The sequence below is a fragment of the Pseudomonas sp. SD17-1 genome, assembly GCF_029201585.1.
Lineage (GTDB): Bacteria > Pseudomonadota > Gammaproteobacteria > Pseudomonadales > Pseudomonadaceae > Aquipseudomonas > Aquipseudomonas palmensis.
Map to the genome: position 1 here is coordinate 4,988,947 of NZ_CP104044.1, position 26,734 is coordinate 5,015,680.

At 66.6% G+C, this 26,734-nt stretch carries 28 protein-coding genes; 11 read left to right on the forward strand and 17 right to left on the reverse strand.

Annotated elements, in window-relative coordinates; translation table 11 throughout:
- Position 1 precedes the first annotated feature (1 nt).
- From N0B28_RS22730 to N0B28_RS22745, 4 genes are all read right to left on the reverse strand, one after another.
- On the reverse strand, positions 2–592 hold the full coding sequence (locus N0B28_RS22730) for an HAD family hydrolase (RefSeq protein ID WP_275728950.1): 591 nt from the start codon (positions 590–592) through the stop codon (positions 2–4).
- Positions 589–1,458, reverse strand: a complete 870-nt coding sequence (gene tesB, locus N0B28_RS22735; protein WP_043863859.1) for an acyl-CoA thioesterase II — start codon at positions 1,456–1,458, stop codon at positions 589–591. Before tesB ends, N0B28_RS22730 begins: the two co-directional genes overlap by 4 nt.
- 75 nt (positions 1,459–1,533) lie before the next feature.
- Positions 1,534–2,103, reverse strand: a complete 570-nt coding sequence (locus tag N0B28_RS22740; protein WP_043863860.1) for a GNAT family N-acetyltransferase — start codon at positions 2,101–2,103, stop codon at positions 1,534–1,536.
- A 14-nt stretch (positions 2,104–2,117) separates the two neighbouring features.
- Entirely contained in the window at positions 2,118–2,435 is a 318-nt protein-coding gene (locus N0B28_RS22745) for a hypothetical protein (protein ID WP_275728954.1), read from the reverse strand.
- A gap of 105 nt (positions 2,436–2,540) precedes the next feature.
- Here N0B28_RS22745 and N0B28_RS22750 point away from each other — a divergent pair, with 105 nt between their 5' ends.
- Complete coding sequence (locus N0B28_RS22750) at positions 2,541–3,233, forward strand: histidine phosphatase family protein (RefSeq protein ID WP_081315119.1); 693 nt, start codon at positions 2,541–2,543, stop codon at positions 3,231–3,233.
- Between the two features lie 2 nt (positions 3,234–3,235).
- Entirely contained in the window at positions 3,236–4,081 is an 846-nt protein-coding gene (locus tag N0B28_RS22755) for a phosphatase PAP2 family protein (RefSeq protein ID WP_275728958.1), read from the forward strand.
- Here N0B28_RS22755 and N0B28_RS22760 read toward each other — a convergent pair.
- Positions 4,047–4,472, reverse strand: coding sequence for an EamA family transporter (locus N0B28_RS22760; protein ID WP_043863863.1), 426 nt, complete (start codon positions 4,470–4,472; stop codon positions 4,047–4,049). The genes N0B28_RS22755 and N0B28_RS22760 overlap by 35 nt on opposite strands.
- Before the next feature lie 98 nt (positions 4,473–4,570).
- Between N0B28_RS22760 and N0B28_RS22765 the strand changes: the two genes are divergently transcribed.
- Both N0B28_RS22765 and N0B28_RS22770 read left to right on the forward strand, forming a co-directional pair.
- Positions 4,571–5,485, forward strand: coding sequence for a histone deacetylase (locus tag N0B28_RS22765; RefSeq protein ID WP_054916358.1), 915 nt, complete (start codon positions 4,571–4,573; stop codon positions 5,483–5,485).
- A gap of 151 nt (positions 5,486–5,636) precedes the next feature.
- Positions 5,637–6,872 carry a TIGR03862 family flavoprotein gene (locus tag N0B28_RS22770; RefSeq protein WP_054916357.1) on the forward strand — a complete coding sequence of 412 codons (1,236 nt, stop codon included), beginning with the start codon at positions 5,637–5,639 and terminating at the stop codon, positions 6,870–6,872.
- Between the two features lie 81 nt (positions 6,873–6,953).
- Here the strand turns inward: N0B28_RS22770 and N0B28_RS22775 are convergent, their stop codons facing one another.
- The 3 genes from N0B28_RS22775 to yedA all read right to left on the reverse strand — a co-directional run bounded on the left by N0B28_RS22775 (position 6,954) and on the right by yedA (position 10,135).
- A complete protein-coding gene (locus N0B28_RS22775) occupies positions 6,954–8,285 on the reverse strand; it encodes a DEAD/DEAH box helicase (RefSeq protein WP_054916356.1) in 1,332 nt (443 codons plus the stop codon).
- Positions 8,286–8,351: 66 nt separating this feature from the next.
- Positions 8,352–9,206 (reverse strand): hypothetical protein, encoded by an 855-nt coding sequence (locus N0B28_RS22780; protein ID WP_157811445.1) that lies wholly within the window; start codon positions 9,204–9,206, stop codon positions 8,352–8,354.
- Positions 9,203–10,135 (reverse strand): drug/metabolite exporter YedA, encoded by a 933-nt coding sequence (gene yedA, locus N0B28_RS22785; RefSeq protein ID WP_058540581.1) that lies wholly within the window; start codon positions 10,133–10,135, stop codon positions 9,203–9,205. Before yedA ends, N0B28_RS22780 begins: the two co-directional genes overlap by 4 nt.
- Positions 10,136–10,287: 152 nt before the next feature.
- On the opposite strand from yedA, the gene N0B28_RS22790 reads away from it, so the two are divergent.
- Positions 10,288–10,746 (forward strand): Lrp/AsnC family transcriptional regulator, encoded by a 459-nt coding sequence (locus N0B28_RS22790; RefSeq protein ID WP_043863869.1) that lies wholly within the window; start codon positions 10,288–10,290, stop codon positions 10,744–10,746.
- Here N0B28_RS22790 and N0B28_RS22795 read toward each other — a convergent pair.
- The 3 genes from N0B28_RS22795 to N0B28_RS22805 all read right to left on the reverse strand — a co-directional run bounded on the left by N0B28_RS22795 (position 10,743) and on the right by N0B28_RS22805 (position 12,698).
- Positions 10,743–11,348 carry a 3'-5' exonuclease gene (locus tag N0B28_RS22795; protein WP_043863870.1) on the reverse strand — a complete coding sequence of 202 codons (606 nt, stop codon included), beginning with the start codon at positions 11,346–11,348 and terminating at the stop codon, positions 10,743–10,745. The genes N0B28_RS22790 and N0B28_RS22795 overlap by 4 nt on opposite strands.
- A gap of 18 nt (positions 11,349–11,366) precedes the next feature.
- On the reverse strand, positions 11,367–11,846 hold the full coding sequence (locus N0B28_RS22800; RefSeq protein ID WP_043863871.1) for an NYN domain-containing protein: 480 nt from the start codon (positions 11,844–11,846) through the stop codon (positions 11,367–11,369).
- Between the two features lie 96 nt (positions 11,847–11,942).
- A complete protein-coding gene (locus N0B28_RS22805; RefSeq protein WP_054916353.1) occupies positions 11,943–12,698 on the reverse strand; it encodes a DUF2076 domain-containing protein in 756 nt (251 codons plus the stop codon).
- Between the two features lie 152 nt (positions 12,699–12,850).
- Between N0B28_RS22805 and N0B28_RS22810 the strand changes: the two genes are divergently transcribed.
- The gene (locus tag N0B28_RS22810; RefSeq protein ID WP_043863873.1) at positions 12,851–13,525 is read left to right on the forward strand and encodes a hypothetical protein; all 675 of its coding nucleotides are present in this window, start codon (positions 12,851–12,853) and stop codon (positions 13,523–13,525) included.
- A 63-nt stretch (positions 13,526–13,588) separates the two neighbouring features.
- A complete protein-coding gene (locus N0B28_RS22815; RefSeq protein WP_258660148.1) occupies positions 13,589–14,668 on the forward strand; it encodes an endonuclease/exonuclease/phosphatase family protein in 1,080 nt (359 codons plus the stop codon).
- A 3-nt stretch (positions 14,669–14,671) separates the two neighbouring features.
- Here N0B28_RS22815 and hrpB read toward each other — a convergent pair whose 3' ends face one another.
- The gene (gene hrpB / locus N0B28_RS22820) at positions 14,672–17,197 is read right to left on the reverse strand and encodes an ATP-dependent helicase HrpB (RefSeq protein ID WP_275728967.1); all 2,526 of its coding nucleotides are present in this window, start codon (positions 17,195–17,197) and stop codon (positions 14,672–14,674) included.
- A 118-nt stretch (positions 17,198–17,315) separates the two neighbouring features.
- Between hrpB and N0B28_RS22825 the strand changes: the two genes are divergently transcribed.
- Positions 17,316–17,735, forward strand: a complete 420-nt coding sequence (locus N0B28_RS22825; RefSeq protein WP_255001750.1) for a polyribonucleotide nucleotidyltransferase — start codon at positions 17,316–17,318, stop codon at positions 17,733–17,735.
- 21 nt (positions 17,736–17,756) lie between these two features.
- The gene (locus tag N0B28_RS22830) at positions 17,757–18,629 is read left to right on the forward strand and encodes a cation diffusion facilitator family transporter (protein WP_054916351.1); all 873 of its coding nucleotides are present in this window, start codon (positions 17,757–17,759) and stop codon (positions 18,627–18,629) included.
- Positions 18,630–18,719: 90 nt separating this feature from the next.
- Here the strand turns inward: N0B28_RS22830 and N0B28_RS22835 are convergent, their stop codons facing one another.
- Positions 18,720–19,517, reverse strand: coding sequence for a DUF6515 family protein (locus N0B28_RS22835; RefSeq protein ID WP_078481375.1), 798 nt, complete (start codon positions 19,515–19,517; stop codon positions 18,720–18,722).
- 400 nt (positions 19,518–19,917) lie between these two features.
- Here N0B28_RS22835 and N0B28_RS22840 point away from each other — a divergent pair, with 400 nt between their 5' ends.
- Positions 19,918–20,394: an Lrp/AsnC family transcriptional regulator gene (locus tag N0B28_RS22840; protein ID WP_043863878.1), complete on the forward strand. Its 477-nt coding sequence runs from the start codon at positions 19,918–19,920 to the stop codon at positions 20,392–20,394.
- A gap of 55 nt (positions 20,395–20,449) precedes the next feature.
- Positions 20,450–20,653 carry a DUF2788 domain-containing protein gene (locus N0B28_RS22845; protein WP_043863879.1) on the forward strand — a complete coding sequence of 68 codons (204 nt, stop codon included), beginning with the start codon at positions 20,450–20,452 and terminating at the stop codon, positions 20,651–20,653.
- Here the strand turns inward: N0B28_RS22845 and N0B28_RS22850 are convergent.
- The 4 genes from N0B28_RS22850 to N0B28_RS22865 all read right to left on the reverse strand — a co-directional run bounded on the left by N0B28_RS22850 (position 20,650) and on the right by N0B28_RS22865 (position 26,543).
- Positions 20,650–21,279, reverse strand: a complete 630-nt coding sequence (locus N0B28_RS22850; protein WP_043863880.1) for a pseudouridine synthase — start codon at positions 21,277–21,279, stop codon at positions 20,650–20,652. The two genes, N0B28_RS22845 and N0B28_RS22850, sit on opposite strands and share 4 nt — an antisense overlap.
- A gap of 6 nt (positions 21,280–21,285) precedes the next feature.
- Entirely contained in the window at positions 21,286–22,758 is a 1,473-nt protein-coding gene (amn, locus tag N0B28_RS22855) for an AMP nucleosidase (RefSeq protein ID WP_043863881.1), read from the reverse strand.
- Between the two features lie 69 nt (positions 22,759–22,827).
- Complete coding sequence (locus N0B28_RS22860) at positions 22,828–24,480, reverse strand: acyl-CoA dehydrogenase family protein (protein ID WP_100634116.1); 1,653 nt, start codon at positions 24,478–24,480, stop codon at positions 22,828–22,830.
- Between the two features lie 74 nt (positions 24,481–24,554).
- Positions 24,555–26,543 carry a sensor histidine kinase gene (locus N0B28_RS22865; RefSeq protein WP_100634118.1) on the reverse strand — a complete coding sequence of 663 codons (1,989 nt, stop codon included), beginning with the start codon at positions 26,541–26,543 and terminating at the stop codon, positions 24,555–24,557.
- Positions 26,544–26,734 lie beyond the last annotated feature (191 nt).

The following is a 26,734-nucleotide window of genomic DNA, read 5'->3' on the forward strand; positions in this document are numbered from 1 at the left end:
CCTACTCCAGCATCCCGTGCAACACCCCACAATCAGCCGCATGCCAATCCACCAGCTGCGGCCACGGGTTCTGCGGCACATTCACCAGCACCGTACGCGCACCTGCCGCACGCCCGCAGTCCAGATCGAAGCGATAGTCACCGACCATCACCATCTGCGCCGGTGCCACGTCCCATGCCTGGGCCAGTTGCAGCAGCCCGCCCGGGTGCGGCTTGGGCGGGGCCTCGTCGCGGCCGATGATGTCCTGCACCGGGAAGCAGTCGGCCAGGCCGATCGCCTCCAGCGTCACATGCGCCAGCTGGCGCGCATTACGCGTCAGGATCCCCAGCCGGCAGCCCCGCGCCGCCAGCTCGCGCACAAGCGCCACCGCCCCCGGCGCCGCCTGCGAGGCCACTGCCAGTTCGCGCTCGTGCTCCAGCAGCCAGGCATGCTTGGCCGCCGCCTCTGCCGCAGGCAGGGCCGCCAGATGGGTAAGAATGTCGTCCTGCGCCGGGATGTCCAGCGCCACGCGAATGGCCGCAAAGTCATGCACGGCAACGGTCAGGGTGCCGTCCATGTCGAACACCCAGTGGCGAATCGAGCGCAGGCTCATGCCCAGTCCTTGCGATGGCGAATCAGGCCTTCCTGGCACGACGAGGCCACCAGTTGCCCGGCGCGATTGAAGATGCTGCCACGGGCAAAGCCGCGCGCATTGCCCGCCCACGGGCTGTCCATGGCGTACAGCAGCCAGTCATCGGCGCGCAGGTTGCCGTGAAACCACAGCGCATGGTCGAGGCTGGCCAGCTGCATGTCGCGGTGCCACACCGACTTGCCATGGGGCATCAGCGAAGTGGTCAGCAGGCCGAAGTCCGAGGCGTATGCCAGCATGTACTTGTGCAGCGCCTGGGAGTCGGGCAGGTTGCCGTCGGCACGAAACCACGCGTACTTCACCGGGTCGCCAGGCTTGGGGTTGAAGGGGTCCTTCTCGGTCACCGGGCGCACTTCGATGGGCTTGGCGCACAGCAGCTTGTCGCGAATATGCTCGGGCAACTGATCGGCCATGCGCTCGGCCAGTTCCACTTCCGACGGCAGGTTCTCGGGGCCGACCACCTGGGGCATCTGGCCCTGGTGCTCGAAGCCTTCCTCGTCGTACTGGAACGAGGCGCTGCAGGTGAAGATCGGCTGGCCCTTCTGGATCGCCGTCACCCGGCGGGTGCTGAAGCTGCCGCCGTCACGCACGCGGTCCACCGAATACACCACCGGCATCGACGCATCGCCCGGACGCAGAAAATAGCCGTGCAACGAATGCACGTGGCGCGCCTCTTCGACCGTCTGGCTGGCCGCCGACAGCGACTGGCCCAGTACCTGGCCCCCGTACAGCTGACGAAAGCCCAGGTCCTGGCTGCGTCCGCGGAAAAGGTTTTCCTCGATCGCCTCCAGACTCAACAGGTCGACCAGATCGTCCAACACGTGGCTCATTCGAGATTCTCCAAAGCAAGGCCCAGGGCGCAAATAATACAGGGTTTGTCATTGGCGGCCTGTATGTTCTGCGATTCAGCCATGCAAGGTGGCCTGCCACTGGGCGCGGTTGATCCGGTACAGCACGTGGGGGCGCAAGGGGTGGCCGGGCTCGAGGCGCGGGTGCTCGAAGTCGCCCAGCGGATCGGGCTGCATGCCGATGGCCTGCATCACCTTCTGCGACGGCAGATTGCCCTGGGTAGTGAACGACACCACTTCGTCCAGGCCCAGCTGGGCGAACGCACAGCGCAGGCAGGTCCAGGCCGCCTCGCTGGCGAAGCCCTGGCCCCAGTGGCGCCGCGCCAGGCGCCAGCCGATCTCCACCGCCGGGGTGAACGGCGCATCGAAGCTCACATTGAGCAAGCCGGTCATGCCGATGAACGCCCCGCTGTCCTGGCGCTCCAGGGCCCACAGGCCGAACCCGTACTCGGCGAAATGGCCGCGGATGCGGCCAATCAGTGCGGCGCTTTCGACCCGGCTCAGCGGCGCCGGGAAGTACTGCATCACCAGTGGGTCGGCACACAGGGCGGCGAACTCGGCGAGGTCGTCGTCCTGCCACTGGCGCAGCCGCAGCCGCGCGCTCTCCAGTTCAAGTATCGGGGTCATTGCCTGCTCCGTGATCACTGCCTTGCAGTGTACAGCGTAGGCAGGCCCATGTAGTTGGCGCCAGCCCCGACTGCCCCTGCGTGCATCGATGTCGTAGGAGGTCCACAGGCTGAAGCTGTTGGGCGCGATGGACGTGGGCTGGTGCCGTCGTTGACGCCGTTGCCACCGGCCTTCACCACTTCGGCATCCAGGTAGGTGTAGCCGACCCACACCGCCCAGGCATCGGTGATGCACCCGGTGGCGCCCAGCTCCAGGCCGGTGACACGCTGATCGCAGTCCAGTGCCACCAGGCCCGAGATTGGGCTTGTTACTTCATGGAGTTGAAACTGCAACGTGCTGTTGCCCCTTGCCCCACAAGGCTTTCACATCGCCTTCACCGATTCACCACAGGCCGTTGCTTACCGTGCAGACATTCTCGCGGTAGCCGGAGCGGCCCCATGTTGCACGATGCAGTACTCGACCAGACCTTGATCCCAGCCCGTCCGGGGCGACGACGACGCCTGCCTTCGGCGACGTTCCTGCTGGGCCTGTGCACCTTGCTCGCACTGGCCGTTTCAAGCCTGTGGCTGGTCAGAGGGTTGGCGATCGTGGACCTGGGTAGCGAAAGACAGATGCGCAACAGCGGTGTGTATGCCGACTGGGCCAAAGGTGAAGTCATCGTGCTGGTGCGGCATGCCGAGCGTTGCGACCGCTCGCGCAACCCGTGCCTGGATGATCCACAAGGTATCACCCAGGCGGGCAGCCAGGCTGCGGCGCAGGTGGGCGAAGGGCTGCAGCGCCTGGGCCTGGAGCATGCCGACATACTGGCCAGCCCCCTGACCCGCACCCAGCAAACCGCACACTTCATGTTCGGCAAGCTGGCGGCCAGTGAGGACTGGCTGCAGCAATGCAACAAGGGGTTCGCCGACAACGCCCTGGCGCGCAAGGCCGCCGAGCGCAACCTGGTGCTGGTGACCCACAGCGGCTGCATCGACCAGCTCGAACGCCAGTTGAACGTGCCCGGTGGCGAACGCTCCAGCGCCTACGCCGAAGCCGTATTCGTCTCGGTGGGCGCCAGCGGCAAACCGAGAATCCTCGGCCGCATGAACGCCCCCGAATGGCGCAAGCTGCTGGCCAGGGCGGAGCAATGAGCATGTCGCCACGCCAGTCGTTCTACCTCACCCACCTGGGCCTGCCCCTGCTGCTGGCACTGGTCGTGTTCGTGGCCTTCGACCTCACCGGCCTCGACCGCTGGTTCAGCCAGTTGTTCATCGACCCGGCCAGCGGCCAGTTCACCCTGCTGCACGACGCCTGGTTCGAGAAAGTGACCCACAAGTGGCCCCGCACCCTGCCCAACTGGACAGGCGAAGCCGCACTGATCGGCGCCCTGCTGTCCTTCGTGTGGCCGCTTTTCGCCCGCCATCCGCAGGCCGCCGCCACCCGGCTGCTGCAACGCAGCCGCATTGCCGGCGTACTGCGCTTCACCACCCGGCACCGGCGCGACCTGCTGTTCGTGGTGGTGGCATTCGCACTGTGCACCGCCATCATTCACTACCTCAAGAGCCACACCGGGGTGTACTGCCCGGTAGAGACCACATTCTACGGCGGTACCCATCCGCGCCTGGAGTGGTACCAACAGTTCGACCTGCTGCACAAGGCCGGTGACGGGCGCTGCTGGCCCGGCGGGCATGCCTCCAGCGGCTTCACCCTGATGGCGCTGTACTTCGTGGCCCGCCGCTGGCGCTGGGCGCACGCACGCAAGCTGCTGGGGTTCATCGTGCTGCTGGGCATGGTGTACGGCACCACCCGCGTGATGCAGGGCTGGCACTACATGTCGCACACCTTCTGGGCGGGGATCTTCGTCTGGCTGACCTGCCTGCCGACCGCGCTGTGCTTCTATGGCCGCACCGCGCTGCAGGCATCGCTGAAGGCACCGCTGGAGTTACCGGCAACACCTCTGCGCGCTAACGCCATGCCAGCATCACTACGCCCAGAGTGATCAGGCTGATGCCGCCCCACTGGCGCAGGTCGAGCCGCTCGCCCAGCAGGGTAACGCCGAGCACCGCCACCAGCACCACGCTGAGTTTGTCCACAGGCGCTACCTGCGAGGCTTGCCCCAGCTGCAGGGCGCGGAAGTAGCAGATCCACGAGGCGCCGGTGGCCAGCCCCGACAGCAGCAGGAACAGGTAGCTGCGCGGCGAGATCGACCCCAGTGACTGGTACTGGCCGGTGGCGAACAGAATCAGCGCCAGGCTCACCAGCACCACCACCGTGCGCAGCAGGGTGGCGAAGTCCGAATTGATGCCGGTCACGCCAACCTTGGCAAATATGGCGGTCAAGGCGGCGAATATCGCCGACAGAATCGCCCAGAACGTCCAGGAAGCCAGCATGGGTGCACCCCTGTCGAGAACCTGCGCGCAGTGTAGATCGCTGGCGCTGGCTGTACAGCAACTGGCAAGATCGAGGCCTGCCCCGGTTAGAAGCTGCCATGCCCCTGCCCCTGATCTACCACGACGACTACAGCCCGGAGTTTCCTGCCGGGCACCGCTTCCCGATGGACAAGTTCCGCCTGTTGCGCGACCACCTGGTCGACAGCGGCCTGACCACCGATGCGGCCTTGCTGCGCCCCGAGCTCTGCCCCAGCGACATCCTCGCCCTGGCCCACGAGCGGGGCTACATCGAGCGCTACATGAATGGCGACCTGAGCCGCGAAGACCAGCGTCGCCTGGGCCTGCCCTGGAGCGAAGCGCTGGCACGGCGCACCGTGCGCGCGGTCGGCGGCTCGCTGCTGGCCGCCGAACAGGCCCTGCAGCATGGCATCGCCTGCCACCTGGCCGGCGGCACGCACCACGCCCACTACGATCACCCGGCCGGCTTCTGCATCTTCAACGACCTGGCGGTGATCAGCCGCTACCTGCTCGAAGCCGGGCGCGTGCACCGGGTGCTGATCTTCGACTGCGACGTGCACCAGGGCGATGGCACCGCGCGCATCCTGCACGACACCCCGGACGCGATCACCGTGTCGCTGCACTGCGAACAGAACTTTCCGGCACGCAAGGCCCAGAGCGACTGGGACATCCCGTTGCCGCGCGGCATGGGCGACGCCGACTACCTGAAGGTGGTGCACGACGCGCTGAACTACTTGTTGCCGCTGTACCAACCCGACCTGGTGCTGTACGACGCCGGCGTGGACGTGCACAAGGACGATGCGCTGGGCTACCTGCAACTGACCGACGCAGGCGTCGCTGCCCGCGACGAAGCCGTGCTGCGCCACTGCCTGGGGCGCGATATCCCGGTGGTCGGCCTGATCGGCGGCGGCTACAGCAAGGACCGCCACGCCCTGGCCCGACGCCACGGCATACTGCACCACAGCGCCCAACGGGTACTCGATTACCCACAATGACTGTGGAGCTGCCTGTGGATAACCTGAGCGCAAGCCCATCCGGCCCTTGTGGCACGGGGCCTGCACCGTACTGATCGTTTTTTGTACAGTGCCTGGGCGGGGCCGTGTCGGGTAGAATGCCCGCTCTTTTATCCCCAGCCTGCAGCCGCCCATGACCGATACTCCCCCAACCACCGCCCCCCACGTTGCCATTATCGGAGGCGGGCCGGCCGGGCTGATGGCCGCCGAGGTCCTCAGCCAGGCTGGTGTGCGGGTAGACCTGTACGACGCCATGCCCTCGGTGGGGCGCAAATTCCTGCTGGCGGGCGTGGGCGGCATGAACATCACCCATTCCGAAGCCTACCCCGCGTTCATCTCGCGCTATGCAGAACGCGAACACGACATCGCGCGCCTGCTCGACGGCTTCGATGCAGACGCGCTGCGCGCATGGATCCACGGCCTGGGCATCGACACCTTCGTGGGGACATCCGGCCGGGTGTTTCCGCGCGACATGAAGGCCGCCCCGCTGCTGCGCGCCTGGCTCAAGCGCCTGCGCGATGCCGGGGTAGTTATCCACACCCGGCATCGCTGGCACGGCTGGGATGCCGACGGCGCCCTGCGGATCACTTGTCCACAGGGCGAGGTGAGCGTGCAGGCCGATGCCGTGGTGCTGGCGCTGGGCGGCGGCAGCTGGGCGCGGCTGGGCTCGGACGCTGCCTGGCTGCCCTGGCTGCAGGCGCGGGGTGTGGATATCTCGCCGCTGCAGGCAGCCAACAGCGGCTTCGAGGTAACGGGTTGGAGCGACGTGCTCAAGGGCAGGTTCGCCGGTGCACCGCTGAAGAACATCGCCCTGAGCCTGGCCGGCCAGGCGCCGCGCCTGGGCGAGTTCGTGCTGACCGAGGGCGGCGTCGAGGGCAGCCTGGTGTATGCCTGGTCGGCGCAGATTCGTGAAGCGATCAACCGCGAAGGTAGCGCGACGGTGCTGCTCGACCTGCTGCCGAACCGGCCTGTGGACAAGATCGAGGCGGCGCTGCGCAAACCCCGTGGTTCGCGCTCGATGGCCAGGCACCTGCACGGTCAGCTGGGCCTGGACGGGGTGAAGGCGGCGCTGCTGCGCGAGCTGACCGGGCCCGAGGTGTTTGCCGACCCGGCGCGCCTGGCGGCAGCGCTCAAGGCGTTGCCGATCACGCTGGTACGACCGCGCCCGCTGGACGAGGCGATCAGCAGCGCCGGCGGCGTGAAGTTCGAGGCGATGGATCGGCACCTGATGCTGACCCGGTTGCCGGGGGTGTTCTGTGCGGGCGAGATGCTCGACTGGGAGGCACCGACCGGCGGCTACCTGCTGACGGCGTGCTTTGCCAGTGGGCGAAGGGCGGGGTTGGGGGTGCTGGAGTGGCTGCGCCGGTGAGGCCGGCGCCTATAGGGTAAGCACAGCCCTTGTAGGAGCCGGCCTTGCCGGCGAAAGGGCTGCAGCGCAGCCCGTGCCCAATCAAGGCTTGCGCTTGCGCGGCCCGGTATTGAACGTCGGCACCTTGCGCACCGGCTTGACCTGCGGCGCGGCTGCGGGGGTATCCCCGCTGTCGGTCCAGCGCCCCAGGCTGCCCTTGCCGCTGCCCTGCTTGGGCTTCTTCGGTTTCTTCGGCTTCTTCACCACCTGCCCGCTGGCGTCGGTTTCCGGCACCCGGTGCTCCGGCACGAAATCCGGCTCTTCATGGCGCGGCAAGGTCTTGCGCGTGAGCATCTCGATGGCCGACAGCATGTTCACCTCGTCGGCACACACCAGCGAAATGGCTTCGCCGGTATTGCCCGCACGCCCGGTACGCCCGATACGGTGAATGTAGTCCTCGGCCACGATCGGCAAATCGAAGTTGACCACCAGCGGCAAGTCGTCGATATCCAGCCCGCGCGCCGCCACATCGGTGGCCACCAGGATCTGGATCTCGCGCGCCTTGAAGCTGTCCAGCGCACGCTGGCGCGTGGCCTGCGGGCGATCGCCATGGATGCCGTCGGCGTTCACGCCCTGCGCCTGCAGGCGCTCCACCAGCGCATCCACACCGTTGCGGGTCTTGGCGAACACCAGCACCTGCTTCCAGCGCTGCTTGCGCAGCAGGTGCATGAACAGCTCGGGCTTGCGCTTCTTGTCCACAGGCACGACCCACTGCTTGACGCTGCTGGCCGCCACGTTGCGCGGGCTGACCTCGACGCTGAGCGGGTCGTCGAGCATCTGCCCGGCCATCAGGCGGATCTCGTCGGAGAAGGTCGCGGAAAACAGCAGCGTCTGGCGCTTGACCGGCAACGCCGCGTAGATCGAGCGCAGCTCTTCGGCAAAGCCCAGGTCGAGCATGCGGTCGGCTTCATCGAGCACCAGCGCCTGCAACTGGTTGAACTTGACCGCGTTCTGGCGGAACAGGTCGAGCAGGCGCCCGGGCGTGGCCACCAGCAGGTCAATGCCCTTGCGCAGTTTCATCATCTGCGGGTTGATGCTCACCCCGCCGTACACCGCGTAGGTGCGCAGCGGCAGGTGTTCGGCGTACTCGACGATATTGGCGTGCACCTGTTCGGCCAGCTCGCGGGTCGGCACCAGCACCAGCGCACGTACCGAGTTGCTGGCGACCTTCTCGCCTTCCATCACCAGGCGCTGCAGCAGTGGCAAGGCGAAGCCGGCAGTCTTGCCGGTGCCGGTCTGCGCCGCCGCCATCAGGTCGCGGCCGGCCAGCACGGCCGGGATGGCCGCCGCCTGCACCGGTGTCGGAGTGGTGTACTTGAGGTGCTCGAGCGCGCGCAGCAAGGGTTCAATCAGGCCAAGTTTGGCGAATGTCATGGCAATACCGTCTGGGGAATTCAGCAATGGCGCAAGTTTACCCTGTTCGCGCGGGTTCACCGAGCTTCAATCCACAGGCGGCAGGTACACGTACGTCAGGCGATCCAGGCCATTGCCGACAAACAGCGACAGCGGCCTGCCCAGCTGGCTGGCGCGCGAACGGCACAGGCCGTAGATCTCGTTCAGGCTCGAATCGCGCGCCGACATCGGCGTCCAGCTGTGCATGCCCAGCGACCCCAGTTCGAAGATCATGTGGTCGCGGTCCTTCTCGCGGCTGAAGCTGACGGCTACCTGGCCGCGCGCTACCTGACTACGCAACCCGCCATCAGCGAATTCCAGGCGAACCGGCGTGCGCCTGAGCTTCTGGTCCGGGGTGCGCAGCGTCATCACGCCCTGACTGTAGTCGAGCACCTCGAAGGGCAGGTTGGCCCTGAGCCTCACCGGGACCCGGCAATCGACCTCGCCGCGCGCCGTGTTCTCGATCAGCGAGCGCATCGCTTCGCTGAGCGTAGGATAGCTCTTGATCGCGACATCGTTGGGGAAGGCCAACCGCAACGCGATCGGCTGGTCAGGTTGATCCGCGAGGGTCAGGGTGACGTTGCCGGTGACTGCCTGGCGCGCAGCCAGCACGGCGTCGACCGTTGCCTGCAGAGCCTCACGCCGCGCCGGGGTCAATACGTCGCCTGGCATGCGCAGGTTCACCACCCAAGGGGTCTCGTCATCGGCCCACATTTCCACTCGGGCCAGGTCGATCTGCTGTTCGGCCAGCAGGTTACGGACCGCTTCGGCGTAATACCGGTCTGCGTGGCCGTGGGCGTAATTGTCGATAACCGATACCTGAAACTCCAGGCCGACTTCCTGTTCATCACAACCGGACAGCATCCCAACCAACAAGCCTGCCATGGCAATACGACGCTTCACTTGGACAACTCACCCCTCAAGGCGTCAGCCGGGGTGGCCACGCTGGCCGGCACCTTGCGCCATTGCGGAACGCCGATCAACACCACCGCGCCGATGATCACTGCCATCGCCACGCACTCCTCCACGCCGATCTGCTCGCCAGCGAACAGGATGCCCAGCAGCACCGCCACCGCCGGGTTGACGTAGGCATAGCTGGTGGCCGCCGCCGGGCGCACATGCTTGAGCAGGTACATGTAGGCACTGAAGGCCAGGATCGAACCGAAGAACACCAGGTAAAGCAACGCCCCCCAGCCGGCAGCGGTCGGCATCTGGGTCATGCGTTCACCGCTGAGCGCGCTGCCCAGCAGCAGCGCAGCGCCGCCCACCAGCATTTCGGCGGCACTGGCCATCGGCCCGGCCGGCAGCGGCAGGCTCTTGCTCCACACTGAACCGAAGGCCCAGGACGCTGCAGCAAACAGGATCAGCGCAGCGCCCAGCGGGCTGGCCTGCAGGTTGGAGCCCAGGTTGAGCAGGCCGATGCCGGCCAGGCCAAGGCCGATACCGGCCCATTCCAGACGCGTGTTGCGGTGCCCGAAAAATCGCCCGAACACCAGGGTGAACAGCGGCACGGTCGCCACCGCCAGGGCTGCGACCCCGGACGCCACGCCCGCATGTTCGGCCAGGGTCACGCCGCCGTTGCCGCAGCTGAGCAGCAATATGCCGATGGCCCCGGCGGCCTTCCATTGCGCCCAGCTGGGCGCCGGCACCCCTCGCCAGCGCAGAAAGCCATACAGCAGGCTGCCGGCAATCAGAAAGCGCACCCCGGCCATCAGCAGCGGTGGCCACGACTCGATACCGATGCGGATCACCAGATAGGTCGACCCCCACACCAGGTACAAGGCCAGGAAGGCACCGATCAGCACCAGCGGAAAGCGACGGGAGGCAGGCATGGGAGGCTCGAAATCAGGGTTTTGGAGCTGTAGTTTAGAAAGCCAAACGGGTAATTTTAAGTTACAAACCCTGTTTATACGGCCACCAGACTTTCGAAAAAACGGATGTTTGCCCGTTTCGCCATCGTTTCAACACCTGGTACCCACGCCCCATGGACAAGTACGATCGCATGCTCCTCGCCGCCTTGCTCGACAACGGCCGCGCCTCCTTCGCCGAACTGGCGCGCAAGGTCAACCTGTCGGCCCCGGCGGTGGCCGAGCGGGTGGCCAAGCTCGAGGCCAGCGGGGTCATCACCGGCTACCAGGCCAAGGTCGACATGAGCCGGATCGGCTTGCCGATCCAGTGCGTGATCGAGCTGCGCCTGGCCAGCCACGGCAACCAGCAGACCTATGAGGACCTGGCGCGTATCCCGCAGATCACCGAGTGCCACCGGGTCACCGGCGATCCGTGCGTGATCATGCAGGCGGCGGTCGGCTCGATGCCGGAACTCGAAGAGCTGATCAACCACGTGGCGCAGTTCGGGTTCAGCAAGACCTCGATCATCCTGTCCAGCGCGGTAGAGCGACGGGTACCGCTCGGCCAGCTCGACAGCAACGGCAAGAAAGCCTAGCGGTAGCGCTTGAGGGTTTCGGCAACCTTGGCTGCCGGGACCTTCTGCAGGCTGCAGAACAGCGGGTGCGACACCTCGCTGATACCGTGGCGCTGGCGCAGTTCGCCGGCCAGGTGCTGGGCCAGGTTGGCGGCCATCTCGGCATCGGCCATGGCCCGGTGAGCGGTGCCGGTATCGGGCAGCCCGGCCCAGCGCGTCAGGGTGCCGAGCTTGTGGTTCGGTGCAGCCGGCAGCAGGCGCCGCGAGAGCAGCATCGAGCAGGCGAACGACTGCACCCGCGAACGTCCGATCAGGCTCAGTTCGTAGTCCCAGAACTTCTGGTCGAACGAGGCGTTGTGCGCCAGCAAGGGCGTGCTGCCGACGAACTCGGCCACCTCGTTCATCACCTGCGCATTGGCCGGCGCACTGCGCAGCATGGCGGTAGTGATGCCGGTCAGCCCGGCGACAAAGGCCGGTACCGGCACGCCGGCATTCATCAGGCTCTGGTAGCGATCGACGATGCGCCCGCGTTCGAGCATCACCACCGCCACTTCGGTGGCGCGGCAGTAGGCACCCGGCGAGATGCCGGTGGTTTCAAAGTCGATGACCGCAATACGTTCCACAAAAACCTCGGGTAGCTCTCAGTGCTTGAGCAGGAGTGCGCCTTCGATGGGCACATAGCGGGTGGCGGCGCGAATCAGCGAGTTGGCGGTGAGCCCCGGTACGCCATAGGCCACCGCTTCGGCGCCATGACGGTTGATCACCCGTTCCAGCAGCAGGTCGAAATCGCCATCGCCGGAGGCCAGCACCACTTCGTCGACCCGCGAGGCGGCGTCGATCACGTCCAGGGTGATGCCCACGTCCCAGTCGCCCTTGGCCGAGCCGTCGCTGCGCTGGATATAGGGTTTGAGTTTGACCGTGAAACCGAGGTTGCGCAGGATCTGCTGAAACTGCTGCTGCTTGCTGTCGCCGCGGTCGATGGCATAGGCCACCGCCTCGACGATCTCGCCGTCCTGGCTGACGTGCGCCCAGAAGGCGGCGTAGTTGAAATGACAACCATAGGCCTGGCGCACGGTGTAGTAGAGGTTCTGGACATCGGCGAACACCGCAATCTTCTTCACCGCACTTCCTCGTCACGCCAGGGGCCGGCCCCGCATACCGGGGCCGTTTCGGCGCCCAGTATGCCAGCCTGACGGCAGTACGGGTATGTGCGCGGCTCAGACGAAGGAATCGTCGTCCGAAAAAAAGCCGCCGCCATCGTCACCGTAGTCGGTGTCCATGAAGCCGCCCTGATCATTGCCGTAGCCACCGTTGTCGGCGGTCAGGCGCTGCTCGTCGTTGCCGCCCCAGCCGCTGTCGCTGGCCGGTGCCGGGGCTTCGTTGATGATCTCGGTGACTTCCTGGGGCTGCGACGAATGATGGCCGAACAGGCTGCTGATGCCCTGCGCCAGCATCACCCCGCCTGCCACGCCGGCGGCGGTCTGCAGTGCACCGCCAAGAAAGCTGCTGGCGCCGCCGCGGGCCGGTGCGGCCTGGGGCGCGGCGTTGAAACCCTGCTGCTGAGGGGCCACGCCGGGCCCGCCAAAGCCGCTGGCCGGTTCACGCCAGCCGCCACCACTGGTGGCAGGTGCCGGGGCCGGCTGGGCCGCGCGCTGCGGCTGCGGCTCGGGTTGCCGTGCCCCCCCGCCGAAGATGCTCGACAGGAAGCCGCCGCTGCTCGGCGCAGTGGCCGCCACCTGTGCGCGGGCCTGGTTCAGATCGGCCTGCAATTGCCTGTTCTGTTCATCGAGGCGCTTGAGCGCGGCCTCCTGCACCAGAATCGCCTGGGCCATGTAGTAAGGGGCCGACGGCTGTTGCTGCAGGTGCTCGGCAATGCGCGCCTGGGCCTGGGCATCACGCGGTGCGCCTTCGCTCTCGGCTTGCTTGAGGCGGCCGAACAGGCCGTCGATCAAGGTTTGTTCTTCGTGGTTCATGGGGCGACCTCACTGGATAGCCGGGGGATTACAGGTGAGCACTAGATGGGGTTCCAGCATGGGCGATTCAATCGGCCCGCGGCATGAAACTTTGTTCAGGTTCGACCGCTGGGCTAAAGTAGCGGCCTGCTCTGTCACTGCGATATCGACTGATGAATCCGCTTAGCGTTCTGCAAGACTCCTTGTATTTCTTCCGCCGCCACCTGCTGAGCATCGCCAAGCTGTGCCTGCCGCTGATCGTCATCGAAACGCTGCTGGCCCAGGCGATCTATGCACAGTTCGGCAGCCAGACCCGTACCCTGGCCTACGGCATGCTGCTGGGCCTGGTGTTCTACCCGCTCTACAGCGGCGCACTGATCCTCTACCTGGACGCCCGCAGCCAGGGTGAAGAGCCGCGCAAGCGCGACCTGCTGGCCATGTCGCTGCGCCTGTGGCCCTCGTTCGCGCTGCTGATGATCGTCTGCCTGCTGCTGATCGTGGCCGGCTGCGCGCTGTTCATCCTTCCGGGCATCTGGGTGATGGTCAACCTGGTGTTCGCCGAGTACCTGCTTGTGCTGCGCGGCCTGCAACCGCTGCCGGCCATGCGTCAGAGCTTCGAGCTGTGCAAGGGCCACTTCTGGCAGATCCTGGTGTGCATGATCGTGGCCATGATCCCGTTATGGCTGATCGATGCGCTGACCCGCAGCCTGATCGGCGAAGAGCCCGAGCTGTGGCTGGAACTGCTGGTGGGCAGCTTCAACGGCTTCCTCACCCTGTTCAGCACCCTGGTGAGCTTTCGCATGTTCATGCTGGTCACCGAGCCGCCGCTGGCCCGCGACCCGAGCTGAACCAAGCAGGCGACGAACGGCTCGGGTATGCTGCGGGTTCACCTGCGACGCCAAGCCGAGCCGATGATCCGACTACTGCGCAATGCCCTGCTGACCCTGCTGCTGATACTTGCCCTGCTGTGGCTGCTGGCCAGTCACCTGAGCTGGCAACCCGAGCCGCGCGAGGCCCTGCCGGTGGCCTGCCGTGGCACGGCCACGCCGCTGGTGCCGGGCCAGATGCTCAAGGTCATGAGCTGGAACATCCAGTACCTGGCCGGCAAGGGCTACGTGTTCTGGTATGACGAAGGCCGGGGCAGTGACACCCTCCCTACCGAACAGGACCTGGCGTTCAACCTCGACGAGGTGGCGCGGGTGATCCGCGCCGACAACCCCGACATCGTGCTGTTGCAGGAACTGGACACCAACGCCAAGGCCAGCGCCTACCAGGACCAGCTGGCCCTGCTGCGCGAGCGCCTGGCCGACCTCTACCCCTGTGCGGTGCAGGCCTACGACTGGAAGGCGGACTTCGTGCCCGACCGGCATGTGTTCGGCAGCGTCGGCCGCGGCCTGGCGACCCTGAGCCGCTACCCCATCCAGCAGGCCGAACGCCTGGCCCTGCCCTCGGCCCCCGACAACGCCCTGAGCCGCCTGCTGCAGCCGCAACAGGCGGTGCTGGCCAGCTACCTGCCGCTGCGTGATGGCGGCTCGCTGGCGGTGCTCAACACGCACCTGGCGCCCTTCGTTCCCGGCAGCGATATCCAGCGCCAGCAGGTGCGCCAGCTCGGCGCGCTGCTCGACAAGCTGGAAAGCCAGGGCACGCCGTGGCTTATCGGTGGCGACTTCAACCTGCTGCCGCTGGGCCAGTACCGCCGGCTCACCCCCGAGCAGCGCCAGCACTATGGCGCCGACAGCGACCTGCACTTGCTGTGGGACAAGTATCCGATGATCCCCAGCAACGCCGAAGCCGGTGGTGCCGAGCGCAGCGCCTGGCTGACCCACTACCCCAACGACCCGCGCCTGAACGGCCCGGACCGCACCCTGGACTACCTGTTCCACAGCCCCAAGCTGCAGCGCCTGAGCGCCCGGGTGCTGCAGCAGGACACCCTGCAGATTTCCGATCACCTGCCGCTGAGCGCGCGCCTGCTGTTGCCGACGCCGCCCTAGCGGCTACTTGCGCGGTTTGGCCCGCGCGGTGGCTTCGGCCACCAGCGGGTCGTCCGGCCAGTAGTGCTTGGGGTAGCGGCCCTTGAGGTCCTTCTTCACTTCGGCGTAGGTGCTGCGCCAGAAATTGGCCAGGTCCTGGGTCACCTGCACCGGGCGCCGTGCCGGTGACAGCAGGTGCAGCAACACCTGCTGGCGGCCCTGGGCGATGCGCGGGGTTTCGGCCAGGCCGAACAGTTCCTGCAAGCGCACCGCCAGAATCGGCGGCGTCTCGCTGTAGTCCAGGCGGATGTTGGAACCCGAGGGCACGCCGATGTGCACCGGCGCCCATTCGTCCAGGCGCTGCGGCAGCGGCCAGGGCAGCAGGTTGCGCAGGATGGACGACAGGTCGAGCTGGGCAAAATGACTGAGCCGGGTGACCTTGCCCAGGTAGGGTTGCAGCCAGTGCTCAAGGCTGGCCAGCAAGGCCGCGTCGCTCAGGTCAGGCCATTCGCTCTGGCCTGCCGCCGCAACATCCAGCCCGCGCAACAGTGCCACCCGCGCCTGCCACTGGCGCAGTTCCGGGGTCCAGGGCAACAGCTCCAGGCCCTTGCGCCGCACCAGGTCAAGCAGCGCCCGCGCACGCGCATCCTTGCCCAGCCCGGTCAGCGGCTCGCGGCTGAGCACCAGTTCGCCGACCCTGCGCTGGCGCTCGGCACGCAGCACGTTCTCACGCTCGTCCCAATCCAGTTGATCCACGTGGCGCACCTGCTCGGCGAGCACGTCGTCGAACAGCGCCGGGTCGAATTCGGCCGCCAGGTAGATGCGCTCTTCGCGCTGCCCCTGGCGGCTGCCGAGGTCGGCGATCACCAGCCAGGGTTGCTTCATCAGCGCGTCGGCCTCACCGAACAGCGCCGCACGCCCGTTGGCCAGCCGGTACTCGGCGCCGCCGGCACGGCGCTGCTGGGCGACCCGGTCGGGATAGGCCAGCGCCAGCAGGGCACCGAGCCAGCGGGAATGTTCGGGGTCGGCCACGGCCGCGCCGGCCTTGCCGCGCAGGTAGCTGCGGTACTGGCGGGACAGTTGTCGCGCCCGCTGCACCCCGCCTTGCCCACCTCGGGCTGCACGGGTTTCGCCACTGAGCAGGGCCAGCCGGCTGTGCAGGTCGGCGCCCGCCCCGCGCAGAATGTCGCGCTCGCCCAGCAGTGCCGCCACATCGCAGGCCATCTGTGCCAGGCCAAGGTCCTGGCCCCGCAAAAGCAGGTGTGCGATGCGCGGGTGTGCCGGCAACTCGGCCATGGCCTGACCATGCTCGGTCAGCGCCAGCAACTGCCCCGGCCTGAGCGCCCCCAGGCGCACCAGCAGGTCCTGAGCCTGGGCATAGGCCGCCGCCGGTGGCAGGTCGAGCCAGCACAGCTGCGCCGGGGCCACGCCCCAGCGGGTCAATTGCAAGGCCAGTCCGGCAAGGTCGGCCTGCAGGATCTCGGCGCTGCCGTAGGCAGCCAGTTGGTCATGCTGGGCCTCGGACCACAGCCGATAGCACACGCCCGGTTCCAGGCGTCCGGCGCGCCCGGCCCGCTGGGTGGCGCTGGCGCGCGAGATGCGCTGGGTATCGAGGCGGGTCATGCCGCTGCCGGGGTCAAAACGCGGCACCCGCGCCAGCCCGGCGTCGATCACCACCCGCACGCCGTCGATGGTCAGGCTGGTTTCGGCGATGTTGGTCGCCAGCACCACCTTGCGCAGGCCCGCGGCCGGCGCCTCGATGGCGGCGCGCTGGGCCGCGAGATCGAGTTCACCGTGCAGCGGGCACAGCAGGATCTCGCGCCGCTCACCCAGGGCCTCCTGCAAGGCCTGGTGCACACGGCGGATCTCGGCCTGGCCAGGCAGGAACACCAGCAGGCTGCCCGGCTCGTCGGCCAGCGCCTGCAACACCGTGTCGACCACCCGCGGCTCGACGAACTCGCCGGGCTGGAACGGCCGCCCCCAGCGCATCTGCACCGGATACATGCGCCCCTCGCTGCTGATTACCGGGGCGTCGTCGAGCAACGCAGACAGGCGCTGCCCTTCCAGCGTGGCGGACATCAGCAGGATCTTCAGCGGCGGCTCGTCACGCAGCAGCTCGCGGCCGTTGAGGCTCAGGGCCAGGGCCAGGTCGGCATCCAGGCTGCGCTCGTGAAATTCGTCGAAGATCAACAGGCCCACCCCGTCCAGCGCCGGGTCGTCCTGCAGGCGCCGGGTGAGGATGCCTTCGGTGACCACTTCGATGCGGGTAAGCGGGCCGACCTTGCTGTCCAGGCGCATGCGGTAACCGACGGTTTCGCCCACCGCCTCGCCCAGTTCGCTGGCCAGCCGCTCGGCTGCCGCGCGGGCAGCCAGCCGGCGCGGTTCGAGCATCAGGATGCGCTGGCCGGCCAGCCACGGCTCATCGAGCAGGGCCAGTGGCACGCGGGTGGTCTTTCCGGCGCCCGGCGGTGCCTCGAGCACGGCTTCGTGGCGCTGCTGCAAGGCGGTGCGCAAGGCCGGCAGCACGGCATCGATCGGTAATGAATTCATGGTAGCCCTCGAACAATCGGCCGAGTATAACGGCGAACCGAGCCTGCCTTATCATGGTCTTAGCTGCACCCTCCGGCATTTCGCCGGTAGCGGTGCGGCCTACTTTGCGGAGATTCACATGCGTATTCCTTCACGCCTTATCGGCGGTGCCGTGGTTGCTGCCCTGCTGACCCAGCTGACGGCTTGCGGCACCCTGTTCTTCCCCGACCGTCGCGGCCAGATCGAAGGCAAGGTCGATCCGGTGATCGTGGCGCTGGATGCCATCGGTATCCTGTTCTACGTGATCCCCGGGCTGATCGCCTTCGGCGTCGACTTTGCCACCGGTGCCATCTACCTGCCCGGCGGCAAGACCGCCCAGGTCGACCCGCACACGCTGAACAAGGCCATCGCTGCCGATGGCAAGGTCGACAAGGTGCGCCTGCAGGCCATCCTGGAGAGCGAGCTGGGCCAGCGCCTGCCGCTGAACGACCCGCGCCTGATCCAGCACAAGGGCAGCGTTGAACAACTGGCGATGTACGGCCTCAAGCCCTCCGCCTGACCGCCCGCACAAGGACGACCGATGAACACCAGCGCCGAACACGCCCGCCTGCTGCGCCTGGCGACCAATGCCTCGCTCGGGGTCGCCAGCATCCTGATCGTGAGCAAGGCGGTGGCCTGGTGGCTCAGCGGCTCGGTCAGCCTGCTGGCCGGCCTGACCGACTCGATGCTCGACGGCGTGGCCTCGTTCCTCAACCTGCTCGCGGTGCGCTATGCCCTGCGCCCGGCCGATGACGATCATCGCTACGGGCACGGCAAGGCCGAGGCACTGGCCGGCATGGCCCAGGCGCTGTTCATCGGGGTGAGTGCGGTACTGATCGGCGTACAGGCGGTCGAACGCCTGAAAAACCCCACGCCGCTGGGTGATGCCACGGTGGGCATTGTCGTGATGCTGCTGTCGCTGGGGCTGACCGTCGCCTTGCTGATGGTGCAGGCCAGGGTGGTGCGCCTCACCGGCTCGACCGCCGTGCGCGCCGACTCGCTGCACTACCGCTCCGACCTGCTGCTCAATGCCAGCATCCTGGTCGCGCTGGTGCTGGCGCGGTTCGGCTGGCCACAGGTGGATGCGTACTTTGGGCTGGGCATCGCGCTGTACATTCTATGGAGTGCCTTGCAGATCGCCCGTGAAAGCTCGGCCATCCTGATGGACAAGGAGCTGCCCGGCGAGGTGAGCGAGCAGATGATGACACTGGTGTGCGCGGTGCCTGGCGTGCAGGGCGCGCATGACCTGCGCACCCGGGTGTCGGGCAACCGCTGGTTCGTGCAGGTGGACCTGGAGCTGCCAGGCACCTTGACGCTGACCGAGGCCCACGTGCTGTGCGATGCGGCAGCGGCGGCGATCCGCCGGGAGTACCCCAAAGCCGAAGTGCTGGTGCATGCCGACCCAGTGGAGTGAAACAGCAGCCCCCTTCGCCGGCAAGGCCGGCGCCTACAGGATTCACGCTGTATGTGTAGGAGCCGGCCTTGCCGGCGAAGCTGTTGCGCTTCAGTTGACGCTGTAACCGCGCCCGCTCAAACACGCCCCCAGCGCCCGTCGATAGGTGTCCGTCACCTGCGCCGCAGGCGCGTAGGTCGCCGATGCCGGGTCGAACCCGGTCTGCTGCACCGCCCAGCGGTGACACTGGTAGCGGTCCTGATCGACCTGCTGTGGCGACTGCCCGTTGGCCGGGTAGGCAATCACGTCATAGCCATTGCCCGGTTGCGCCGGCGCCGCAGCCACCGGCGGGCTTACCACCACATAGTCGCGGCTGTCGTCCAGGTACTGGTAATAGGTGCCTGCAGCCAGAAAGAACAGCGCACTGCCCACCCACACCTGCCGCGCATAGTCGGGCAGGTAGTTCACCCGTACCCCGTAAGGCGGCGCCACCACCACGTAATGCGGCCCCTGCGGGCGATACCAGTAACCACCGGAATAGTAATAGTCACTGCCACGATACGGCACGCGCCGGTACGGTTCCGGGAAGCGGTCTATGGTGTGCCCCGGCCGATACTGAGGCCCGGGGCCCCAGCCATTGCCGTGCCCTTCGCCAGGGCGCTGCCCCGGCCCGCCGGCCTGCCAGTGCTGATTGGCGTCATTGCGCCGCGGCACGTCCTGATAGTACCCCTGGCGTGGCGGCTGGGTCTGGCGGACCTCGTCCGGGCGCGCGTTGAGCGGCGAGGACGCAGGCGGGCGCTCGCCGCCATTGGGGTCCTGCTGTGGTCCGCGACGCTCGTCCTGGGCCTGTACGCCCAGGCTCAGGCAAAGCAGACCAACACCTGCCAACTGCCAGATGCGCGACTTCATGCTGTTTCTCTCCCGCTGGCATTCATGGCCTACTCTATCAGGCCGCCTGCCACGCGCCAGCAGGCGCCAGATGAAATTGCGGACATTAAAAAAGGGTGACCCTGAGGCCACCCTTCGAGATTTTCGTCCGTGCTCGGCGCTTGTGACGCCGGCTCACCTCACGCTGTCTTGTGAACAGTGTGCAGCCCGGGGGCCGAGCACAACCCGGTGGGGTTGCTGGCCGCAGCGCCCCTGATTGGGGCCGCCGCTGTGGACATGTGTCCGGGCAGTGATTCTGTTGACCATCATAGGCAAGCGCTGCGACAGAGGATTGCGAAAATTGCTCAACAAAACATTACTTGCGCAATTTTTAACTAAGGATTGATAATCCGCAGCAATCGAAACAGAAAAGGCTTCATTCATGAGCAAGCTCGACCGATACGACCTGAGCATTCTTGCCGAACTGCAGCGCGATGCGCGCATCTCCAACCAGGAACTGGCCGAACGGATCGGCCTGTCGCCCTCGCCCTGCTCGCGGCGGGTCAAGCAACTGGAGGACGATGGCTACATCTCGCGCCAGGTCGCCCTGCTCGACCGCAAGAAGCTGGGCCTGAGCCTCACCGCCTACGTGCTGATCGGCATGGACCGACACACCCCCGAGCGCTTCGAAACCTTCGAGGCCGCCATCCGCAGCCTGCCCCAGGTGCTGGAGTGCAGCCTGGTCACCGGCATGGATGCCGACTACCAGCTCAAGGTAGTGGTGCCAGACATGGACCACTACCAGAAGCTGCTGCTCGGCCACCTGACCCGCATCGAAGGCGTCACCAGCGTGCGTTCGAGCTTCGTGCTCAACCAGGTGCTGGCCAGCACCGAGCTGCCCCTTACGCACCTGCGTTAGTCAGCGCTGCGGGCCGGGCGTATAATCGCGCGCTTCAACCTGGCGGAGAAGATCGATGGATCCTGCGTTGTTCGAAGAATGGATGATGACCATCCTGGTCACCATCCTGATTGGTTTCATGGGTTTCATCGTCTGGGACCTGGCGAAAAAATCCAAGGCTGGCAAGTTCGGCACCTTCATCCTGTTTTTCGTGCTGGGCCTGGGCATTCTCGCCTTCGTCATCAAGAGCGTGGTCATCGGCTTCATCGAAGGCGTCTAGCGCCGCGCCGGCACCTCGCGCCAGCAGCCCTGGTCCAGCCCATCCAGGCTCCAGTCGCCGATCCGCACGCGCACCAGGCGCAGGGTCGGCAAGCCTACCGCCGCGGTCATGCGTCGCACCTGGCGGTTGCGCCCTTCCTTGATCACCAACTCCAGCCAGGCGGTCGGCACGCTCTTGCGAAAGCGTACCGGCGGGTTGCGCGGCCACAGTTGCGGCTCTTCCAGATGACGCGCCTGGGCCGGCAAGGTCATGCCGTCATTCAGTTGCACACCCTCGCGCAAGCGCTGCAGCTGCTCCTCGGTCGGCTCGCCCTCCACCTGTACCCAGTACGTCTTGGGCAACTTGTGCCTGGGGTCGGCAATGCGCGCCTGCAACTGGCCGTCATTGGTCAGCAGCAACAACCCTTCGCTGTCGCGATCCAGACGCCCGGCCGGGTATACGCCCGGTACATCGATGAAGTCCTTGAGGGTGGCGCGGCCCTCGCCGTCGCTGAACTGGGTCAGCACGTCGAAGGGCTTGTTGAACAGGAGCAGGCGCGGCGCGGCCGGCGGCGCCTTGGCCTGGCGACGCGGGCCGGCGGGTTTGGCCGCGGCGGGCCGCGGCTTGGAACGGGGGGGTAACGGCATGGGGCCTCAGCGGAACGGCGGCTCGTCGAAACTGCGCAGTTTACGCGAGTGCAGCGAGTTCAGTTCGGTGCGCAGCAGGTCGAGCGCCGCAATACCTATCTTCAGGTGCTGGCTGACCGCCCGGTTGTAGAAGGCGTTGGCCGCCCCCGGCAGCTTGATCTCGCTGTGCAGCGGCTTGTCGGACACGCACAGCAACGTGCCGTAGGGCACTCGCAGGCGGTAGCCCTGGGCGGCGATGGTGCCGCTTTCCATGTCCACTGCCACAGCCCGCGACAGGTTGATCAATGGGCGCTCCTGGGCCCAGCGCAGCTCCCAGTTGCGGTCGTCGTAGGTCAGCACGGTGCCGGTGCGCAGGCGCTTTTTCAGTTCGTCGCCACGTTCGCCGGTCACCTGCGCCGCCGCTTCCTGCAACGCCAGCTGCACCTCGGCCAGGGCCGGGATCGGGATATTGGGCGGCAGCACGCGGTCAAGGATGCCGTCGCGGCGCATGTAGGCGTGGGCCAGCACGTAGTCGCCGATGGTCTGGGATTGGCGCAGGCCGCCGCAGTGGCCGATCATCAGCCAGCAGTGCGGGCGCAGCACCGCCAGATGGTCGGTGATGTTCTTGGCGTTGGACGGGCCCACGCCGATATTGACCAGGGTGATGCCATGGCCGTCGGCAGCAATCAGGTGATACGCCGGCATCTGGTAGCGGTGCCACACCACCCCGGCCACCAGCGCCTGTGCCTCGCCATTGTCCATGGCCTTTTCGATCACCACGTTGCCCGGCAGCACCATGCGCACGAAGCGCGGGTCTTGGCGCAGTTGCTCCAGGCCGTGGGTGATGAACTGGTCGACATAGCGGTGGTAGTTGGTGAGCAGGATCCATGGCTGCACATGCCGCCAGTCGCTGCCGGTGTAATGCACCAGCCGGCGCAGCGAGAAATCGACCCGCGCCGCGTCGAACAGCGCCAGCGGCAGCGGGTCGACGTTGGCCCAGTCATACAGCCCGTCGGCGATGCCGTCGGTGGCCGCCGACAGGTCGGTGCTGGGGAACACCCGCGCCAGCGCCGCAGCGGTGATGCCGGTGCCGGCCAGTTCATCGCCCTGCTCGACCACATAGGGGTAGGGAATGTTCTGCTCGCTCAGGCCCACTTCGACCGTCACGGTAAAGTCGCGCATCAAGGGCCCGAGCTGCTCCAGCAGGTAGCCGCGAAACGCGGCCGGCTGGGTCACGGTGATGCTGTAGGTGCCCGGCAACTGAACCTTGGCGTAGGCCCGGGTGATCACCGGTACGTCACCCTGATACTGGTAGGTCAGGCGCAGTTCGGGGTAACGAAACTGTGCGCGCTCGGCCGCATTGGGCTCGGTGCGGTCCTTGAGGTAGCGCTTGAGCGCCTGGCTCAGTGCGGCGGTGGCGGATTCGTGCAAGGCGGCCAACTGGTCGACGGCTTGCTCGGCGGTTTCCACGACAACGAAGGTTTCATCGGTACGGCTCACAATGTACTTCCTGTCTGTCTGACATGCATGGGCCCATCTTGCCTATATCCGCCGGCAAAGGCACGCACGTTAGAGCGGCCAGTTCGGTGTGGCCCGCTGCACCAGCGCCGCCACGTCCGCCCCGCGCGGCAACGTGCCGTAGACCCGGCCGCTGCCGGACAGCCGGCTGCCGATGAAGGCGTCACTGACCGCCGCATTGCCGGCCTCCAGCAACAGCTTGGCCTGCACCGCCAGGGCGATGTCCTCGGTGAGCTGGCGGGCGCGGTACTGGATGTCGCCGGTATCGGCGAAGGCCGCCTTGAGGTTGCCGATGTGTGCGGCCAGACGCGGGTCGCCATGGCCATCGCCCAGCTCCGCAAACAGCGTGTCCAGTACACCGGGCTCCTTGGACAGGGCACGCAACACGTCCAGGCACTGCACGTTGCCCGAGCCTTCCCAGGTCGAGTTGACCGGGGCCTCGCGGTACAGCCGGGGCAGGATGCTCTCTTCCACGTAACCGGCGCCGCCCATGCATTCGGCGGCCTCGTTGATCATGGCCGGCGCGCGCTTGCAGATCCAGTACTTGCCCACCGCCGTCATCAGCCGCGCAAAGCGCGCCTGGTGCGGGTCGTCGGGCTGGTCCAGCGCATGCCCCATGCGCAGGCTCAGGGCCAGCGCCGCCTCGCTTTCCAGGGCCAGGTCGGCGAGCACGTTCTGCATCAATGGCTGCTCGGCCAGCACCCGGCCCCCGACCGTGCGGTGGGCGCAGTGGTGCGCGGCCTGGGTCAGGGCCTGGCGCATCAGCGCGCTGGAGCCGACCATGCAGTCGAAACGGGTCATGGCCACCATCTCGATGATGGTCGGCACGCCACGGCCTTCCTCGCCGATCATCCAGGCCAGGGCGCCGCGAAACTCCACCTCGCTGGACGCGTTCGAACAGTTGCCCAGCTTGTTCTTCAGGCGCTGGATATAGAACTGGTTGCGCGTGTCGTCCGGGCGATGGCGCGGCAGCAAAAAGCAGCTCAGGCCCTTGTCGGTCTGTGCCAGGGTCAGGAACGCGTCGCACATCGGTGCCGAACAGAACCACTTGTGGCCCACCAGCTCGTAGGCCTGGCCCGGCCCCGGCGCGCCCACCGGGTAGGCCCGGGTGGTATTGGCACGCACATCGGTACCGCCCTGCTTCTCGGTCATGGCCATGCCCAGCGTAACCCCCACCTTGTGCCGGTCGCCGACATTGCGCGGGTCGTAGGCGGTGGCCAGCACCTTGGGTACCCAGTACTCGGCCAGGTCCGGTTGCAGCCTGAGCGCCGGCACCGCGGCAAAGGTCATGGTCAGCGGGCAGCCGCTACCGGCTTCGGCCTGGCTGTGTAGGTAGGTCATCGAGGCACGGGCCACATGCGCGCCGGCACGCGGCTCGGCCCAAGGCAGCGAGGGCAGGCCATGCTCGATGGCAGTCCGCATCAGCTCATGGTAGGCCGGGTGAAACTCCACCAGATCGATCCGATGCCCATAACGGTCATGGCTGCTGAAATGCGGCTTGTTCTGGTTGGCCAGAAAGCCTGCGGCCATCAGCGGCCCACCGGCCAGCGCGCCGTAGGCATCGATACGTGCCTCGGCCCAGCCTGCGCCGTAATGGCGCGACCATTGCTGCAGCGGCAGGTCGAGGCGATACAGATTGGCGCCGTCGAGGCTGGGCGGCTGGTTGGTGACTTCGTGGGTTTCGGCGTACTGGTGCAGGTTCATCGGGGGCTCCTGGCAGATCCGGACGTGACCCCAGTGAATCACGCCCCGCCCCCGGCTCAAAGTGACAAAAACGCCTAATCAGCCGCGATTTGCCCCGATCTGGGCGCCCCGGAAAACCCGCTGGGCACCCGGGCCGTCAAGGTCAGTTCGAAGCAACTGCCCTCGCCCGGGCTCGACTGATGGCTCAGCTGTGCGTCGATCAACAGCGCCAACTTGCGACAGATCGACAGGCCAATGCCCAGGCCGCCGTACTCGCGGGTCATCGACCCATCGACCTGGAAGAAACGCTGGTAGGGCGCTGCCTCGTCCAGGCAGTGAAAGCCGATACCGCTGTCGCGCACACTGAAGGTCAGGCTCGCCTGATCGACGCCCATGGGCGTGGCCCGCACCTTGAGCAGCACGCCGCCGCGATGGGTGAACTTGAGCCCGTTGTCGAGCAGGTAGCTCAGGCACATGGCCAGCTTGCGCCGGTCGCCGTGGATCACGTCCGGCAGATCCATGCTCGGGTCCAGGTTGAAGAACAGGCCCTTTTCCTGGGCCTTGGGCAGAAATCGCACGCGCAGTTCGTGAAGCAATCCATGCACGCTGAACAGCTCGGTCTGCACCTGCAGGCGACCGGCCTTGAGCTCGGTGAGAATCAGGATGTCGTCGACCATGCGCATCATGTTCTGCGCGGCAGCGTTGGCGGTGTGCTGGTAGGGGGTACGCTCCTGCTCGCTGGTGGCCATCTGCATCAGTTCCAGCGAGCCGATCACACCGTTCATGGGGGTGCGCAGCTCATGGGTAACGGTGGCCAGGAACTCGTCCTTGAGGCGATTGCTGCGCGCCAGCTGCAGGTTGGCCTGCTCCAGGGTCAGCCCGGCCTCACGCAGCGTGCGCGCCTGTTCTTCGCGCATGCTGTTGATGCGGTCGGCCAGGGCCAGCGACAGCAGCCCCACCTCCAGCGCCGAACCGATCTGGCTGGCATACATGGTCAGGAACACATTGGGCAGGTAGCCCAGCACCATCAGGGTGTTGACCAGCCCGCCGAGCAAAAAGGCCGACCAGGCGATGATGAAGTAGCGTGCCACGCGCATGCCGCGCCACCAGGCAAACAGCCCGGCGGCGAAGATGCTCACCGTGAACAGCAGCGCCAGCGCGGTAGCCAGGCGAAGGGCGATCCCGTAGTCCTGCGCCAGCGACATCACCATCACCAGCACCGAACAGGCCATCAGCCCCTGCAGGAAGCGGTCGAAGGCGCGGCTGTGGCTGGCCATCTGCAGGAAACTGCGCGCGAACTGGCAACCGAACAGGCCCGCGGCGCCGATGAACAACGGGGTGGCGGCGTTGGCCCACCACGGGTGGTCCGGCCAGAAGTACGCCACCCCGGCGCCATTGACCGAGACCTGGTACAGGCCGAACGAGGCGATGTAAAGGATGTAGTAGAGGTAGCTCCTGTCGCGCACACTGATGAAGATGAACAGGTTGTACACCAGCATCCCCAGCAGCACGCCGTAGATCAGCCCCAGCACATACAGCCGCGTGGGCTGCGCCTCCAGGTACGCATCGCTCGACCACAACGTCAGCGGCGCCTGTACCGAACCCTCGCTGTGCAGGCGCAGGTACAAAGTGGTCGCCTGGCCGGGGGCGAACGGCAGATTGAACAGGTAGTTGTTCTGGCGGATCTGGCGGCTGGCGTAGGGCAAGGCATCCCCGGTGCGCTGCGCCAGGTAGTAGTGCCCGGCGGCATCGGGCAGGTAGAGCTCCAGGTAATCGAGTGGCGGGTAGGCCAGTTCCAGCAGCCAGTGACGTGGCGCCGCCTGGGCCGTGGCGGTGTAGCGCAGGTCGAGCCTGATCCAGAAGACCGAGGTCGAATAGCCGGCGTTGAGCACGTCGGCCTGGTGCGGCTCGAAGCAGCTGGCGAAGTCCGGCGAGCTCACCTGGGCGATGCTGGCGCTGCCATCGGGGTCTTCATACACCTGCATCAGGCGGCCCAGCGGCAACTGCCGGGTGGTGTCGTCGAAATCGGCAGCGCTGGCCAACAGTGGCAAACAGCACAGCAAGAAAGTCAGCAAATTACGCATACAGCCCCGGCGTGGCATGTGCAGTCGCGTCGCGTTGGCCTCCTGTCCGTTTGAGGCGACGAAATCCGACAGTACCTGTTATCGATTGGCGAGCACTCTAGCATAGGTTCCCGGCGCTTCCAGCGGTGTTGTTTCAATTCAATTCAGAGGCTCTATCTCGCGGCTTTCAGCCTATATCAGAGAAGCAATCT

Coding starts and splice junctions, on each gene's coding strand:
- N0B28_RS22730 (WP_275728950.1), bottom strand. CDS start 592: ATGAGCCTGCGCTCGATTCGCCACTGGGTGTTCGACATGGACGGCACC.
- tesB (WP_043863859.1), bottom strand. CDS start 1,458: ATGAGCCACGTGTTGGACGATCTGGTCGACCTGTTGAGTCTGGAGGCG.
- N0B28_RS22740 (WP_043863860.1), bottom strand. CDS start 2,103: ATGACCCCGATACTTGAACTGGAGAGCGCGCGGCTGCGGCTGCGCCAG.
- N0B28_RS22750 (WP_081315119.1), top strand. CDS start 2,541: ATGTTGCACGATGCAGTACTCGACCAGACCTTGATCCCAGCCCGTCCG.
- N0B28_RS22755 (WP_275728958.1), top strand. CDS start 3,236: ATGTCGCCACGCCAGTCGTTCTACCTCACCCACCTGGGCCTGCCCCTG.
- N0B28_RS22760 (WP_043863863.1), bottom strand. CDS start 4,472: ATGCTGGCTTCCTGGACGTTCTGGGCGATTCTGTCGGCGATATTCGCC.
- N0B28_RS22765 (WP_054916358.1), top strand. CDS start 4,571: ATGCCCCTGCCCCTGATCTACCACGACGACTACAGCCCGGAGTTTCCT.
- N0B28_RS22770 (WP_054916357.1), top strand. CDS start 5,637: ATGACCGATACTCCCCCAACCACCGCCCCCCACGTTGCCATTATCGGA.
- N0B28_RS22775 (WP_054916356.1), bottom strand. CDS start 8,285: ATGACATTCGCCAAACTTGGCCTGATTGAACCCTTGCTGCGCGCGCTC.
- yedA (WP_058540581.1), bottom strand. CDS start 10,135: ATGCCTGCCTCCCGTCGCTTTCCGCTGGTGCTGATCGGTGCCTTCCTG.
- N0B28_RS22790 (WP_043863869.1), top strand. CDS start 10,288: ATGGACAAGTACGATCGCATGCTCCTCGCCGCCTTGCTCGACAACGGC.
- N0B28_RS22805 (WP_054916353.1), bottom strand. CDS start 12,698: ATGAACCACGAAGAACAAACCTTGATCGACGGCCTGTTCGGCCGCCTC.
- N0B28_RS22810 (WP_043863873.1), top strand. CDS start 12,851: ATGAATCCGCTTAGCGTTCTGCAAGACTCCTTGTATTTCTTCCGCCGC.
- N0B28_RS22815 (WP_258660148.1), top strand. CDS start 13,589: ATGATCCGACTACTGCGCAATGCCCTGCTGACCCTGCTGCTGATACTT.
- hrpB (WP_275728967.1), bottom strand. CDS start 17,197: ATGAATTCATTACCGATCGATGCCGTGCTGCCGGCCTTGCGCACCGCC.
- N0B28_RS22825 (WP_255001750.1), top strand. CDS start 17,316: ATGCGTATTCCTTCACGCCTTATCGGCGGTGCCGTGGTTGCTGCCCTG.
- N0B28_RS22830 (WP_054916351.1), top strand. CDS start 17,757: ATGAACACCAGCGCCGAACACGCCCGCCTGCTGCGCCTGGCGACCAAT.
- N0B28_RS22835 (WP_078481375.1), bottom strand. CDS start 19,517: ATGAAGTCGCGCATCTGGCAGTTGGCAGGTGTTGGTCTGCTTTGCCTG.
- N0B28_RS22840 (WP_043863878.1), top strand. CDS start 19,918: ATGAGCAAGCTCGACCGATACGACCTGAGCATTCTTGCCGAACTGCAG.
- N0B28_RS22845 (WP_043863879.1), top strand. CDS start 20,450: ATGGATCCTGCGTTGTTCGAAGAATGGATGATGACCATCCTGGTCACC.
- N0B28_RS22850 (WP_043863880.1), bottom strand. CDS start 21,279: ATGCCGTTACCCCCCCGTTCCAAGCCGCGGCCCGCCGCGGCCAAACCC.
- N0B28_RS22860 (WP_100634116.1), bottom strand. CDS start 24,480: ATGAACCTGCACCAGTACGCCGAAACCCACGAAGTCACCAACCAGCCG.
- N0B28_RS22865 (WP_100634118.1), bottom strand. CDS start 26,543: ATGCGTAATTTGCTGACTTTCTTGCTGTGCTGTTTGCCACTGTTGGCC.